The organism is Aliidongia sp. (assembly GCF_035943795.1).
GTDB lineage: Bacteria > Pseudomonadota > Alphaproteobacteria > ATCC43930 > CGMCC-115725 > Aliidongia.
In genome coordinates this window covers 1-14165 of the sequence record NZ_DASZBY010000100.1, presented here as the reverse complement: position 1 = coordinate 14165, position 14165 = coordinate 1, and the positions used below count along the sequence as shown (strand labels likewise).

Annotated in this window: 13 protein-coding genes; 11 read left to right on the top strand and 2 right to left on the bottom strand. The window is 67.9% G+C overall.

Translation table 11 applies throughout. The features are described from left to right. Positions 1-23 precede the first annotated feature (23 nt). The 3 genes from VGV37_RS18650 (at position 24) to VGV37_RS18640 (ending at position 2436) form a co-directional block, all read left to right on the top strand. The gene (locus tag VGV37_RS18650; RefSeq protein ID WP_326881246.1) at positions 24-800 is read left to right on the top strand and encodes a hypothetical protein; all 777 of its coding nucleotides are present in this window, start codon (positions 24-26) and stop codon (positions 798-800) included. A 62-nt stretch (positions 801-862) separates the two neighbouring features. Continuing rightward, positions 863-1777, top strand: coding sequence for a 4-hydroxybenzoate octaprenyltransferase (gene ubiA, locus VGV37_RS18645; RefSeq protein WP_326881245.1), 915 nt, complete (start codon positions 863-865; stop codon positions 1775-1777). Further along, positions 1774-2436 (top strand): class I SAM-dependent methyltransferase, encoded by a 663-nt coding sequence (locus VGV37_RS18640; protein ID WP_326881244.1) that lies wholly within the window; start codon positions 1774-1776, stop codon positions 2434-2436. The genes ubiA and VGV37_RS18640 overlap by 4 nt, the downstream gene beginning before the upstream one ends. A 16-nt stretch (positions 2437-2452) precedes the next feature. Here VGV37_RS18640 and VGV37_RS18635 read toward each other — a convergent pair whose 3' ends face one another. Continuing rightward, positions 2453-2692, bottom strand: coding sequence for a DUF4170 domain-containing protein (locus VGV37_RS18635; RefSeq protein ID WP_326881243.1), 240 nt, complete (start codon positions 2690-2692; stop codon positions 2453-2455). Positions 2693-2847: 155 nt separating this feature from the next. Here VGV37_RS18635 and VGV37_RS18630 point away from each other — a divergent pair, with 155 nt between their 5' ends. Both VGV37_RS18630 and VGV37_RS18625 read left to right on the top strand, forming a co-directional pair. Further along, complete coding sequence (locus tag VGV37_RS18630) at positions 2848-4356, top strand: UbiD family decarboxylase (protein WP_326881242.1); 1509 nt, start codon at positions 2848-2850, stop codon at positions 4354-4356. 23 nt (positions 4357-4379) lie between these two features. Beyond that, positions 4380-4907, top strand: coding sequence for an O-acetyl-ADP-ribose deacetylase (locus tag VGV37_RS18625; RefSeq protein WP_326881241.1), 528 nt, complete (start codon positions 4380-4382; stop codon positions 4905-4907). 12 nt (positions 4908-4919) lie between these two features. On the opposite strand, the gene VGV37_RS18620 is transcribed toward VGV37_RS18625, so the two are convergent. After that, positions 4920-6605, bottom strand: a complete 1686-nt coding sequence (locus tag VGV37_RS18620) for a formate--tetrahydrofolate ligase (RefSeq protein ID WP_326881240.1) — start codon at positions 6603-6605, stop codon at positions 4920-4922. A gap of 199 nt (positions 6606-6804) precedes the next feature. Here VGV37_RS18620 and VGV37_RS18615 point away from each other — a divergent pair, with 199 nt between their 5' ends. The 6 genes from VGV37_RS18615 (at position 6805) to VGV37_RS18590 (ending at position 14132) form a co-directional block, all read left to right on the top strand. Continuing rightward, entirely contained in the window at positions 6805-8148 is a 1344-nt protein-coding gene (locus tag VGV37_RS18615) for a TldD/PmbA family protein (protein WP_326881239.1), read from the top strand. A 168-nt stretch (positions 8149-8316) separates the two neighbouring features. Beyond that, a complete protein-coding gene (locus VGV37_RS18610) occupies positions 8317-9126 on the top strand; it encodes a UDP-2,3-diacylglucosamine diphosphatase (protein ID WP_326881238.1) in 810 nt (269 codons plus the stop codon). Between the two features lie 38 nt (positions 9127-9164). Then, a complete protein-coding gene (locus VGV37_RS18605) occupies positions 9165-10166 on the top strand; it encodes a glycosyltransferase family 1 protein (RefSeq protein WP_326881237.1) in 1002 nt (333 codons plus the stop codon). Between the two features lie 115 nt (positions 10167-10281). After that, positions 10282-12132: an ABC transporter ATP-binding protein gene (locus VGV37_RS18600; RefSeq protein ID WP_326881236.1), complete on the top strand. Its 1851-nt coding sequence runs from the start codon at positions 10282-10284 to the stop codon at positions 12130-12132. 3 nt (positions 12133-12135) lie between these two features. Beyond that, complete coding sequence (locus VGV37_RS18595) at positions 12136-12837, top strand: lysophospholipid acyltransferase family protein (RefSeq protein ID WP_326881235.1); 702 nt, start codon at positions 12136-12138, stop codon at positions 12835-12837. Beyond that, positions 12834-14132, top strand: a complete 1299-nt coding sequence (locus VGV37_RS18590) for a 3-deoxy-D-manno-octulosonic acid transferase (protein WP_326881234.1) — start codon at positions 12834-12836, stop codon at positions 14130-14132. The genes VGV37_RS18595 and VGV37_RS18590 overlap by 4 nt, the downstream gene beginning before the upstream one ends. Positions 14133-14165 lie beyond the last annotated feature (33 nt).

The following is a 14165-nucleotide window of genomic DNA, read 5'->3' as shown; positions in this document are numbered from 1 at the left end:
ATTCACGAAACGGGAGAATTCCTATGGGCCTATCCTTCTTCAAGAACCTGTTGGGCGTCAAAGCCGACCAGGCCGTGCAGAGCGGCATCGAGCTCTACGTGAAATGGGACCCGACGGGCGCGTCGGAAGCCGAGCTCAAGACCATGGAAGGCAAGCTGGACGAGCTGGGCCTGAACGTGGCCAAGGCGCGGGCGCGCTTCACCGAGACCCAGAAGTCGCTCGACACGGCAAACACGCTGCTGCACCAGCGCATGACTGCCGCCGACAGCCTGCAGGCGCAGATCGAGGCCACGGAGGATCCGGCGCGCAAGGCGTCGCTGGAAAAGAGCCTGGCGACCCTCATCGGCCTCTTGGAGCAGATGACGCCCGAAGTCGAGCAGGGCAAGAAGGACGCGGCCGACGCCCATGACTTCGTGGCCCAGCTCGAAGATGCCTACAGCACGCTCGGCGAAAAGCTGAAGGGCGCGCGCGGCGACCTGGAACGCGCCCAGCGCGACATGGAGCGCGCGCGCATGGCCAAGCAGGCCGCCGCCGACCGGGCCGACATGGCGCGTAGCGCCGCGGGCCTGGGCTCCAGCGGGTCGAGCGTCAACATCGCGCTGAAGGCGATGCATGACGCGGCCGAGAAGGACCGGCAGGCGGCCGAGGCGCAGAACGCCAAGGCGGCGCTGCTGAAGCCGACCTCGCCCGAGACCGACGATCCGAACATCGCGGCCGCGCTTGCCCATGCCGAGGGCAAGCCCGCCCAGCCGCAGAGCCTGAGCGAGCGGCTGGCCGCGCTCAAGAACAGCGCCGCCTGATCCGCAACGGCGGCGGGTCGAAGCATCTTCCCGCCGCCGCCGATCCGGGCTAGAGCTTGCCCATGCGCACGATGATGGGCGGCTTCACCGATATCCGCACCGGCGGCTGGCTCGACCGGATCCTGCCGGGTTGGGCCATGCCCTATGCCCAGCTGGCCCGCCTCGACCGGCCGATCGGCTGGTGGCTGCTGCTGCTGCCGGGCTGGTGGAGCCTGGCGCTGGCGGCGCCGAACGGACCCGACCTCGGCCTGTTCTTCCTGTTCTGGCTGGGTGCCGTCGCCATGCGCGGTGCCGGCTGCACGCTCAACGACATCGTCGACCGCAAGTACGACGGCGCGGTCGAGCGCACGCGCGGCCGGCCGATTCCGTCTGGCCGGGTCGCGGTCTGGCAGGCAGCCTTGTTCATGGTGCTGCAACTGGCGATCGGCGCGGCCGCGCTGTCGAGCATGAACTGGCTCGCGGTCGGGTTGGGCGTCTCGATCCTGGCGATCGTCGTCGCCTACCCGTTCATGAAGCGCATCACCTATTGGCCGCAGCTGTTCCTGGGCCTGAACTTCAACTGGGGCGCCATGATCGCCTGGGCCGCGGTCACCGATCGCATCGGCCTGCCGGCGATCCTGCTCTATCTGGCCGGCATCGCCTGGACGCTGCATTACGACACGATCTATGCCCATCAGGACAAGGCCGACGACATCGAGATCGGCGTGAAATCGACCGCCTTGCGGTTCGGTGCGCGCAGCAAGCACTGGATTTCCGGCTTCGCGCTGGCGACGCTCGCCGGCATCGGCCTCGCCTTTGCCGTGGTCGGCGCCGGATGGCCGGCCTATCTGGCGCTCGCCGCCCTCGCCGGGCATTTCGTCTGGCAGATCGCGACCTGGCGGATGGACGACCAGGCGGATTGCCTGGCCAAGTTCAAATCCAACCGCGATGCCGGACTGATCGTCCTGCTCGGCTGCCTGCTGGCGCCGATCCATTGACACCGCTTCGGGGTGCCAAGGCGTATGATTTCATCGCGGTGAATACGACGGTCGCCAGCCCCTCGCTGCTCCCGGAAATGAAGCTGCATCTCGCGACCGAGATCACGCCGATCTGGCAGGCGAGCGAGGTGGCCCTGCAGCAGGCGAATATTCCTCCGCCGTTCTGGGCGTTCGCCTGGGCCGGCGGCCAAGCCTTGGCGCGCCATGTGCTGGATTGCCCGCGCGACCATTGGGCGAACCGCCGCGTGCTCGATTTCGGTGCCGGCTCCGGGCTGGTCGGCATCGCCGCCGCCATGGCGGGCGCCCGTCTGGTTCGGGCGGCCGAGATCGACCCGGTCGCCTGCGCCGCGATCGGGCTGAACGCCGAACTGAACGATGTTGAGATCGAGATCGTCGAAGAAGACGTCATCGACCGGGACCCGGCCGTCGACATCATCCTGGTCGGCGACATGTGCTATGAGAAGCCGCTGGCCGAGCGGCTGATCGCGTGGCTGCGCCCGCTCGCCGGGCGCGGCATCGAGGTCTGGATCGGCGATCCCGGCCGCACATATCGGCCGACCCACGGCCTGGCCGAAATCGCGCGCTACATGGTGCCGACCAGCCTGGAACTGGAGGACCGCGAAACGCGCGAGGGGATCGTCTGGAAGTTGCTGCCGTAGCGCCGGCAGCAGAGCGTCAATGCCTGGCGGGCTGGCCTTCGGCGAGCGCCGGGCCGGTGCCGGGCTCAGTCTCCGTGCCTTCGACGATGCGAAAACGCGACTGGCAATCGTCGACCGTCGCCCAGGCGCGCGATGCCCAGACGTCGTGGGCATGCTGATAGTCCACGAAGGGGCCGTGCCGCTCGAGCGTCTTGCCCGCCGCGATCGTCGTGAAATCCGTGCCGGTATACTCACCGCCGACAACCCAGAATGCCATCGGGTGCCTCATGAAACAGCTGGGGAAACGATGGCCCGAATCATGCCCCACGCCATACCGCGCCGCAAGATGGCTGTGTTCAGCCCTGCCTTGCTCTGGTGGCCACCAGCTGGGTTCGCGCTATAGTCGGGCAGCTTTCCTGCCGAGGTTCCCGAATGCCCTATGCCAGCCTGCGTGACTTCATCGACCGGCTCGAAGCCGCCGGCCGGCTGGTGCGCGTCGCGACCCCGGTGTCGACGGCGCTGGAGATGACCGAGATCCAGACCCGCCTGCTGGCGGAAAAGGGGCCGGCCGTGCTGTTCGAGAACGTTACCATGGCGGACGGCACGCGCTCGTCCATGCCGGTGCTGGTCAATCTGTTCGGCACGGTCGAGCGCGTCGCCTGGGGCATGGACCGCGAGCCGCACCAACTACGCGAGGTCGGCGAGACCCTGGCCTTCCTGAAACAGCCGGAACCGCCCGGCGGCTGGCGCGAGGCGCTGGAACTGCTGCCGCTGCTGAAGACCGTGCTGGCCATGAAACCGAAGACGGTCGGTTCGGCGCCATGCCAGGAAATCGTGCTGCGCGGCGACGAGATCGATCTCACTGCCTTGCCGATCCAGGGCTGCTGGCCGGGCGAGCCGGCCCCGCTCATCACCTGGCCGCTGATCGTGACCAAGGGGCCGGGCGCGGCGCGCGAGGACGGGTTCAACCTGGGCATCTACCGCATGCAGGTGACGTCGAAGAACACCACCCTGATGCGCTGGCTGAAGCACCGCGGGGGGGCGCAGCACTATCGGCGCTGGGGCGCCGAGAAGCGTGAGCCGCTGCCGGCCGCGGCCGTGATCGGTGCCGATCCGGGCACGATCCTGGCCGCCGTAACCCCGGTGCCCGACACCCTGTCGGAATATCAGTTCGCTGGCTTGTTGCGCGGCAAGAAGGTCGAGTTGGTCGACTGCGTCTCGGTGCCCTTGAAGGTCCCGGCCCAGGCCGAGATCGTGATCGAGGGCCATGTCATGCTCGATGAGTTCGGCGACGAAGGCCCGTACGGCGACCACACCGGCTATTACAACAATGTCGAGCCGTTCCCGGTGTTCCGCGTCTCCGCCATTACCATGCGCCGCAACCCGATCTATCTCTCGACCTTCACCGGCCGGCCACCCGACGAGCCGTCGGTGCTGGGCGAGGCGCTGAACGAGGTGTTCATCCCGCTCTTGACCCAGCAGTTCCCCGAGATCGTCGATTTCTGGCTGCCGCCCGAAGGCTGTTCCTACCGGATCGCCGTCGTGTCGATGAAGAAGGCCTACCCGGGTCATGCCAAGCGCGTGATGATGGGCGTCTGGTCGTTCTTGCGCCAGTTCATGTACACGAAGTTCGTCATCGTCGTGGACGACGACATCGATGCGCGTGAATGGAAGGACGTGATGTGGGCGATCTCGACCCGCATGGACCCGGCCCGCGATATCACGGTGATCGAAGGCACGCCGATCGACTATATGGATTTCGCGTCGCCCGAAAGCGGCCTCGGCGGCAAGATCGGCTTGGATGCCACCAACAAATGGCCGCCCGAGACCCATCGGGAATGGGGTACCAAAATCCGCATGACCGATGAGATCGTGGATAGGGTCACGCAGAAATGGGCGAGCTACGGGCTGCCGGGCTCGGGCAAGCCGATCTGGAAATAGAGGTCGGACGTCGGAGCGGAGGAATGCGCATGCCCCCGGAAGACCGGATGATCGTCATCGATGACGACATCACCAGGCTCGCGGTCGATGCCATCGTCAATGCCGCCAACAGTTCGTTGCTGGGCGGCGGCGGTGTCGATGGCGCGATCCATCGGGCGGCCGGGCCGGAACTGGTGCAGGAATGCCGGCTGCTGGGCGGCTGCAAGACCGGCCAGGCCAAGGTGACGCGAGGCTATCGGCTGCCAGCGAAGCTCGTCATCCACACGGTCGGGCCGGTCTGGCAGGGCGGAGGACAGGGCGAGCCCGCGCTGTTGGCCAGCTGTTATCGCGAGAGCCTGGCGCGGGCGACGGAACAGGATGCCCGCACCATCGCCTTTCCGGCGATCAGCTGCGGCATCTATGGCTACCCGGTCCGTGAAGCCGCCGTCATCGCGGTCGCCGAGGTGGCCGATTTCCTGGTGACGCATGATGCGATCGAGCGCGTGACGTTCGCCTGCCGGGGCGATGCCGTCAGCGCGGCCTATCGGGACGCCCTGGCCGGCTTGTCGTGACGGCCCCGGCCCCTAGCTCAGACCGGTGATCTGCCCGTTCGCATCCACGCCGATCAGCTCCGCCGCCGGGCGGCGCGGCAATCCTGGCATGGTCATGATGTCGCCGCACAGCACGACGACGAATCCCGCGCCGGCCGACAGGCGCACGTCTCGCACCGGCACGATATGGCCCTCGGGCGCACCGCGCAGGTCGGGGTCGGTCGAGAAGCTGTATTGGGTCTTGGCCATGCAGACCGGCAGATAGCCGAAGCCGTCGGCCTCCAGCGCCGCCAGCTTCTTGGCGGCGGCCGGCGCGATCGCGATGTCCTTGGCGCCATAGATCTCGCGCGCGATGGTCGCGATCTTCTGGGCCAGCGGCATATCGCTCGGATAGAGCGGCTTGAACCGGGCGACGCCACTTTCGGCCAGACGGGCGACCTCTTCGGCGAGACCGGTCGCCCCGGCACCGCCCTCGGCCCAATGCCGGCAGACATGGACGGCGACGTCCAGTTCACCGCACATCTCGCGGACCGCGTGGGCCTCGGCCGCCGTGTCGGAGGTGAAGTGGTTGAGCGCCACCACGACCGGCAGGCCGAATTTCTGCAGGTTGGTGACATGGCGCCGGAGATTGGCGGCACCCGCCCGGACGGCGGCGACGTTTTCGGCGCCCAGATCGGTCTTCGGCACGCCGCCATGCATCTTGAGCGCCCGGATGGTGGCGACCACGACCGCGGCCGAAGGGGCGAGGCCCGCCATGCGGCACTTGATGTCGAGGAACTTCTCGGCACCCAGATCGGCACCGAAGCCGGCTTCGGTCACGACATAGTCGGCGACGCCGAGCGCCGTCTGCGTCGCCAGCACCGAGTTGCAGCCATGGGCGATGTTGGCGAACGGGCCGCCATGGACGAAGGCCGGCGTGTGCTCGATCGTCTGCACCAGGTTGGGCTGGAACGCGTCTTTCAGCAGCGCGGTGAGCGCGCCATGGGCGTTCAGCTCCGACGCCAGCACCCGGCGCCGACTGCGCGTCTCGCCGATCACGATCCGGCCCAGCCGCTCCTTCAGATCCTCGAGCGAGGTCGCGAGGCAGAAGATCGCCATGATCTCGCTGGCGACCGTGATGTCGAAGCCGTCCTCGCGCGCCGCGCCATTGTTGCCCAGGCCGACCACGATCTGGCGCAGCGCCCGGTCGTTCAGGTCCATGGCACGCTTCCAGGTGATGCGGCGCGGGTCGATGTCGAGCAGGTTGCCCCAATAGATATGGTTGTCGATCAGGGCAGCCAGCAGGTTGTTGGCGGCACCGATCGCGTGGAAATCGCCGGTGAAATGCAGGTTGATCTCGTCCATCGGCACGACCTGGGCATGCCCGCCGCCGGCAGCCCCGCCCTTGGCGCCGAAGCAAGGGCCGAGCGACGGTTCGCGCAGGCAGATCGCGACGCGCTTGCCGATGCGCTTCAGGGCATCGCCCAACCCGACGGTGGTCGTGGTCTTGCCTTCGCCGGCCGGCGTCGGGCTGATCGCCGTGACCAGGATCAGCTTGCCGCGGGCCGCTGCGCGGGCGCTGCTGACGAAGCTCATCGCCAGCTTCGCCTTGTGCGGGCCATGGCGATAGACCGCTTCGGCCGGGATGCCGAGCTGGGCCGCGATCTCTTCGATCGGCGCCGGGCGCGCCGCGCGCGCGATCTCGATGTCGGACAGCGGCTCGGAATTTGTCTGGTTCACCGGCAGGACCCTTCGCGGCGTTCGATGCTGGGGCGGCGGCGTTTGCGCGCGAACGAACGCCTGTCATGCCGTCTACACCAGCCGGCGGCGAAGCGGAAGCGGCCTTGAAACGATGCCTACGTTCCTGCCCCTGGCCGCCGCCCCACGAGCCGGCCTAGAATGGCCGAACCGATCCGATTCCGCCTTCGAAGGAAACCCGATGACGCCGACCGACCAAGCCCTCGACCTGCTGACCGACCTGATCGCCCGTGCCAAGCGCGCCGGCGCCGACCAGGCCGACGGCGTGCTGTTCGAGGGGATCTCGATCGCCCATGCCCAACGCCTGGGCGAGATCGAGAAGCTCGAGCGATCGGAGGGCTACGATCTGGGCCTGCGCGTGCTGATCGGCAAGCGCCAGGCGATCGTGTCGTCGAACGACCGCACGGCATCGGCCCTCGACGCCCTGGTCGAGCGCGCCATCGCCATGGCCCGCGTCGTGCCCGAGGACGAATTCTGCGGCATCGCCGATCCGGACCAGATCGCGCGGACCTGGCCCGAACTCGACATGGTCGACCCGGACGAGCCGGCGACCGCCGTGCTGATCGACCGTGCGACCCGGGCCGAGCAGACCGCGCGCGGCGTGGCCGGCGTCACCAATTCCGACGGGGCGGAGGCCAGCTGGAGCTACAGCCGCGTGGCGCTGGCCGCCTCGAACGGCTTCGCCGGCGGCTATGCCGGCTCCGGCCACGGTGTCAGCGTCTCGGTCATCGCCGGCACCGGCGATGGCATGGAGCGCGAATACGACTATTCGAGTGCCGTCTATGGCGCCGACCTCGACGATCCGCACCTGGTCGGCCAACGCGCCGGCGAACGGGCCGTACGCCGGGTCGGCGCCCGCAAGATGCCGACCGCCAAGGTGCCGGTCGTCTATGATCCCCGCGTCGCGTCGGGCCTGGTCGGCCATCTGGCCGGCGCGATCTCGGGACCGTCGATCGCGCGCAAGACCAGCTTTCTCAAGGACAAGCTGGGCCAACGGCTGTTCCCCGCCGCCATCAACATCATCGACGATCCCCACCGCCAGCGCGGCCACCGCTCCAAGCCGTTCGACGGCGAGGGCATCGCGAACCAGCGGCGCGCCCTGATCGAGGACGGCGTGCTGACCACCTGGCTGCTCGATCTGCGCTCGGCCCGGCAGCTGGGCCTGACGACGACCGGCCATGCCTCGCGCGGCACATCCGGCCCGCCGGGTCCGTCCACGACCAACCTCTACCTGGCGGCCGGGACCGTAAGCCCGAAGGACCTGATCGCCGATATCGAAAGCGGCCTCTACATCACCTCGCTGATGGGCCAGGGCATCAACGGCGTAACCGGCGACTATAGCCGCGGCGCATCCGGCTTCTGGATCGAGCGCGGCGAGATCGCCTTTCCGGTCAACGAGATCACCGTCGCCGGCAACCTGATCGAAATGTTCCAGCACGTGACCGCGGCGAACGACCTGGAGTTCCACGGCGGCACCAACGCGCCGACCCTGCGGGTCGACGGCATGACCGTCGCCGGCGCTTGATTCAATAATGACAGAGAAACGGAATGTGAATACTTTGTGACAACTCGATGAACTTGCCATCTCTACAATATTACATTTAGTAGTTTCCGCTTATTGCTTGACACTAAATGTAGAATCACTATGTTCTGCGCAGAGGAAATCATCTGAAGGCGCGGAGCGCGACGGACCATGACTTATCTCGGCCCGGACAGAGAGTATCGCGCCATCTGGATCTCCGACGTGCATTTGGGCACGCGGGGATCCCAGGCGGAATTCCTGCTCGATTTCCTGCGCTACAACGAATCGGAATATCTGTACCTGGTCGGCGACATTTTCGACGGCTGGCGCATGAAGAAATCCTGGTTCTGGGCGCAGAGCCACAATGACGTGATCCAGAAAATCCTGCGCAAGGTGCGCAAGGGCACCAAGGTCGTCTATATCCCGGGCAACCACGACGAATGCCTGCGCGACTTCTCCAGCGCCGCCCTGCAGTTCGGTGGCATCCAGTTGCAGGACGAGGCGATCCACGTGACGGCCGACGGCAAGCGGCTGCTGGTCATCCATGGCGACGCGTTCGACGGCGTGGTGAAATACGCCAAATGGCTGGCCCATCTGGGCGACTGGGCATATTCGACCGTGCTGGGCCTGAACGTCGTGTTCAACCTGATCCGCCGCCGCTTCGGCTATGGCTACTGGTCGCTGTCGGCGTATCTCAAGGCCAAGGTCAAGAACGCGGTCGAGTTCGTCGGCGACTATGAAAAGGCCGTCGCCGAGGAAGCACGGCGCCGCGGCGTCGACGGCATCGTGTGCGGCCATATCCACAAGGCCGAGATGCGTTCGATCGACGGCGTGCTCTACTGCAACGACGGCGACTGGGTCGAGAGCTGCACGGCCCTGGTCGAGCATTTCGACGGCAAGCTGGAGATCGTCCATTGGATGGAGCGCCGGGCATTCGATCCGCTGACCCGCGAAGTGCGCGCCGCACTGCCGGTCGCTTGACGCCCGGCACCCCGCTCGGACCCGGGCCGGCGACCCCCATGTGCATCGCGATCGTGACCGACGCCTGGTTGCCCCAAACCAACGGCGTCGTCCGCACGCTGATGGCCCTGAAGCACGAGCTGGAACTGGTCGGCCATGACGTACTGATGGTGACGCCGGCGCAATTCACCACCGTGCCCTGCCCGACCTATCACGAGATCCGGCTGGCCGTGGTGCCCGGCTTCGAGATCGAGCGGATCTTGAGCCAGGCGAAGCCGGACTCGATCCATATCGTGACCGAAGGACCGCTGGGCCTGGCCGCCCGGCGCTTCTGCCGCCGCCACGGCCTGCCCTTCACCACCTCGTTCCATACCAAGTTCCCGGACTATATCGAAGCGCGCTTCGGCATCCCGCCCAAATGGACCTACGAGCTGCTGCGGCGTTTCCATGCGCCGGCGGCCTCCGTCATGGTCGCGACCGAATCGATCCGGCAGGAACTGGCCGCGCACGGCTTCACCCAATTGTCGCGCTGGACCCGGGGCGTGGACCTCGCCCAGTTCCGACCGCTGGCGGCCAAGCCAGCGACCGACTGGCCGCGGCCGATCTTCACCTATGTCGGCCGGGTCGCGGTCGAGAAGAACCTGCCCGCCTTCCTCGACCTGGACCTGCCCGGCACCAAGCTGGTGGTGGGCGACGGACCGGAGCGCGACGCCCTGCAGCGCCGCTATCCGGACGCGCGCTTCGTGGGCCGCCAGGAAGGCCAGGACCTGGCCAATTTCTACGCCACGAGCGACGTGTTCGTGTTCCCCAGCAAGACCGACACGTTCGGCCTGGTCATGCTGGAAGCGCTCGCGTCCGGTGTACCGATCGCTGCATTGCCGGTACCGGGTCCGCTCGACCTGATCGAGGATTCCGGCGTCGGCGTGCTGGATTGGGACCTGCGCCGGGCAGCGCTCGCCTGCCTCGCCATCGATCCCGAGGCGTGCCGGGCGCGCGCGCTCGATTTCTCCTGGGCGACCTCGGCGCAGCAGTTCCTGTCGAACCTGCATCGTTTCGGATAGAATCAAGGAGGCCCGGGTCGCGCGCGGCGCAAGGCCGTCCGACTCGTGTCCTGATTGCCAGCGGGCCGGTCTGGGCGCTACAAGCGCGCTGCCCCCTCGATGAAAAGGCGTATCCTTGACCGACCCGGCCACCGACAAGGCCAACACCCCGCAGGTACCGCCGTCCCGTCCCGATCGGGGCGCAACCATCGGCGCGCCCCGCCTGATGCGTCGGCTGATGCGCGACTTCGCCCGGCCCCATTGGCCGAAGCTGGTGATTTCGGTGCTCTGCGGCGCGGTGGCCGCGCTGTCGACCTCGGCCAATGCCATCCTGGTCAAATACGTACTCGACGACGCGTTCAAGGAGAACGCGGCGTTCCAGACGCTGTATCTGATCGCCGGCGCCGCCGTGACGCTGGCCGTCGTCAAGGGCATCGCCGGCTATTTCCAGACCGTGCTGATGACCACGGTCGGCCAACGGGTCGTCGCCGATATCCAGAACCGGCTGTTCGGCCGTCTGGTCCATGCCGATCTGGCATTTTTCCAGGCGACGCCCAGCGGCCAGCTGATCTCGCGTTTCACGACCGACGCCAACCAGCTGCGCTTCGCTTCGACCCAGGTCTTCACCGTGCTGGGCCAGCAGGCGCTGACGCTGATCGGCCTCTTGGCGAACATGTTCTACCAGGACTGGCTGCTGGCGATCGTCGCGTTCTTCGTCTTCCCGGTCGCGATCATCCCGGTGCGCCGGATGAGCCGGCGCATGCGCAAGGTCTCGCTCAATTTCCAGGACGAGATGGGCCATTTCAATGCGCTGCTGAGCCAGGTGTTTCAGGGTGCCCGCCACGTAAAGGCCTATGGCATGGAGGCGCACGAGACGGCGCGCGCCGAGATGCTGACCGAAAAGATCTATCGCCTGTTCGAGCGGGCTTCGCGCGTGCGCAGCGCCGCCTCGCCGCTGATGGAGAGCCTGGGCGGTGTCGGCGTCGCGCTGGTCATCCTCTACGGCGGCTGGCAAGTGACCCATGGCGCTCGAACCGCCGGTGACTTCGTCTCCTTCGTCATGTCGCTGCTGCTGGCCTACCAGCCGTTCAAGCAGCTGAGCAGCCTCAACGTCACGATCCAGGAAGGCATGGCGGCCGCCCAGCGGATCTTCGAGCTGATCGACATCGAGCCGGCGATCCGGGACCGCCCCGGCGCGCGACCGCTGGTGGTGCGCGAGGGCACCATCCGGCTGGAGAAGGTCAGCTTTTCCTACGGCACCGGCGAGCCGGTGCTGAACGGGATCGATCTCGACATTCCCGCCGGCCGCAAGGTCGCCCTGGTCGGCCCCTCCGGTGCCGGAAAATCGACCGTGCTCAACCTCATTCCCCGGTTCTACGACGTCGGCGCCGGGTGCCTGACCATCGACGGCCAGGATGTGCGCGACGCCACGCTCACTTCGCTGCGCGGCGCCATCGGCCTGGTCAGCCAGGAAGTCAGCCTGTTCGACGATACGGTCCGCGCCAACATCGCCTATGGCCGGCCCGATGCCGACGAGGCCGCCATCGTCGCCGCGGCCAAGTCGGCGGCGGCGCACGACTTCATCCTGGACCTGCCGAACGGCTACGACACGATCGTGGGCGAGCTGGGCACACGCCTGTCGGGCGGCCAGCGCCAGCGTCTGTCGATCGCACGCGCGATGCTGAAGAACGCGCCGATCCTGCTGCTGGACGAGGCGACCTCGGCGCTCGACACCGAGTCGGAGCGGCAGGTGCAGGACGCGCTCAAGCTACTGATGGCCGGCCGGACCTCGGTCGTGATCGCCCATCGCCTGTCGACCATCGTCGATGCCGATCTGATCTACGCGATCGATGGCGGCCAGGTCGTCGAGGTCGGGCGGCACCAGGAACTGCTGCAGCGCCAGGGCGTCTATGCCCGTCTGTGGGCAATGCAGTTCGCCGAGCAGGACCCCGTGCCCGACGGGCTGCTGGCGGAGGTTCGCGGCTGATCCATGGCCTGGACCAAACGGCTTCTGCGTGCGGACGGGACCCGGCGGATTCTCTGCTGGCTGGTCGCGGCCTACATCCGGCTGGTCCATAGCACCAGCCGCTTCACGACCGAGGCCGACGCCGTTCCGTCGACCTTCTGGCGCGCCCGCAAGCCGTTCATCCTGGCCTTCTGGCACGGCCGCCTGCTGATGGCGCCGATGGCCTGGCCCCGCGACGCCGCCATGAACATGCTGATCTCCGGCCATAACGACGGCCGCATCATCGCCGATGCCATCCATCATTTCGGGCTCGGAACGATCGTCGGATCGAAATCGAAGGGCGGATCCGGTGCGTTGCGGGCGATCGTGCGGGCGCTGAACGCCGGCCAAAACGTGGGCTTCACCCCCGATGGCCCGCGCGGACCCTGCATGCGGGCCAGCGCCGGCGTGATCGCTGCGGCCAGGCTCGGTCGCGTGCCGATCATTCCCTTGAGCTATGCCACCACACGCCGCCGCATCTTGGGCAGCTGGGACCGGTTCCATCTGGCTCTGCCATTCAGCCGGGGCCTGTTCCTGTGGGGCGAGGCGCTGCAGGTGCCGCCCGACGCGGACGCGACCGAGCAGGAGCGCCTGCGCCTGGTACTGGAGGCGCGGATGAACGCGCTGACCGCCGAGGCCGACCGGCGCTGCGGCCACGCGCCGGTCGAACCGGCGCCCGTCCCGTGAGCTGGCTCGCCATCTATCGCCTGGCTACAACGGCGGCCCTGCCGCTGGTCACGCGGCTGCTGGCCCGGCGCGCCCGGCGCGGCAAGGAGGATCCGGCCCGGCGGGGCGAACGGTTGGGCTTTGCCGCCCATCCGCGCGCGGCCGGCCCGCTGGTCTGGGCCCATGCCGCGAGCGTCGGCGAGTCCCTGTCCCTGCTGCCGCTGATCGATCGCTTGCTCGACCGGCTGCCGGCCGCGCGGATACTGGTGACTTCCGGCACGGTAACCTCCGCCACCCTGTTGGCCCCCCGCCTGCCGTCGCGGGCGTTCCATCAGTATGTGCCGATCGACCATCCGGGCGCGGTCGCGCGCTTCCTCGACCATTGGCGCCCGGATCTGGCGCTCTGGGTCGAATCGGAGCTCTGGCCCAACCTGGTGTCGGACACCCACCGTCGCGGCGTGCCGATGGTGCTGGTCAATGCCAAGATGTCGGAACGCTCCATGCGCGGCTGGTTGCGCTTTCCCGGCATGATCCGCGATCTGCTCGGCTCGTTCGCCTTGGTGCTGGCCCAGGACGAGAGCCAGGCGGTGCGTCTCAACCGGATGGGCGCCCGGGCCGCACTCACGGTCGGCGACCTCAAATCCTCGGCGACGCCCCTGCCGGCCGATCCGGCCGAGCTCGACCGCATGAACCAGGCGATCGGCGAGCGGCCGGTCTGGCTGGCCGCCCAGACCCACGAAGGCGAAGAGACCATCGTGGCCGACGCTCATCGCATACTCGCCACCACGCGGCCAGGCCTCCTGACCCTCCTGGCACCCCGCCACCCGAATCGGGCCGCTGCCATCGCCGCCCTGCTGGCCGGGCGCGGCCTGAGCGTCGCCCGACGCTCGGCCGGCGAGCCGATCGGCCCCGCGACCGACGTTTACCTGGCCGATACTCTGGGCGAGATGGGGCTGTTCTATCGCCTGGGCCGCATCGTGCTCGTCGCGGGCTCGCTCCTGCCGCCCGGCACGCTCGGCGGCCATAATCCGATCGAGCCGGCCCTGCTCGGCGCTGCGATCCTGCATGGCCCCGACATGGTGAATTGCGCCGCCAACGCCCTGGCGCTCGACGAGGCGGGCGCCGCGATCCCGGTCGAGGATGCGGCCAGCCTGGCCGCTGCCGTTGGTGCACTGCTCGGCGACACGGCGCGCCGCCAGGCGATGGGCGCCGCGGCCCTCGCCGTCGCCGCCGGCCAGGCCGGCGTGGTCGACCGGGTGCTGGCGCAGATGGAACCGCTGGTCGCATCGATCGAGGCCGCCCATGCAGGCGCCTGACTTCTGGCGCCGGCGCGGCTGGCAGTCCCTGGC

Coding starts and splice junctions, on each gene's coding strand:
- VGV37_RS18595 (WP_326881235.1), top strand. CDS start 12,136: ATGGCCTGGACCAAACGGCTTCTGCGTGCGGACGGGACCCGGCGGATT.
- VGV37_RS18630 (WP_326881242.1), top strand. CDS start 2,848: ATGCCCTATGCCAGCCTGCGTGACTTCATCGACCGGCTCGAAGCCGCC.
- VGV37_RS18610 (WP_326881238.1), top strand. CDS start 8,317: ATGACTTATCTCGGCCCGGACAGAGAGTATCGCGCCATCTGGATCTCC.
- VGV37_RS18625 (WP_326881241.1), top strand. CDS start 4,380: ATGCGCATGCCCCCGGAAGACCGGATGATCGTCATCGATGACGACATC.
- ubiA (WP_326881245.1), top strand. CDS start 863: ATGCGCACGATGATGGGCGGCTTCACCGATATCCGCACCGGCGGCTGG.
- VGV37_RS18650 (WP_326881246.1), top strand. CDS start 24: ATGGGCCTATCCTTCTTCAAGAACCTGTTGGGCGTCAAAGCCGACCAG.
- VGV37_RS18615 (WP_326881239.1), top strand. CDS start 6,805: ATGACGCCGACCGACCAAGCCCTCGACCTGCTGACCGACCTGATCGCC.
- VGV37_RS18635 (WP_326881243.1), bottom strand. CDS start 2,692: ATGGCATTCTGGGTTGTCGGCGGTGAGTATACCGGCACGGATTTCACG.
- VGV37_RS18605 (WP_326881237.1), top strand. CDS start 9,165: ATGTGCATCGCGATCGTGACCGACGCCTGGTTGCCCCAAACCAACGGC.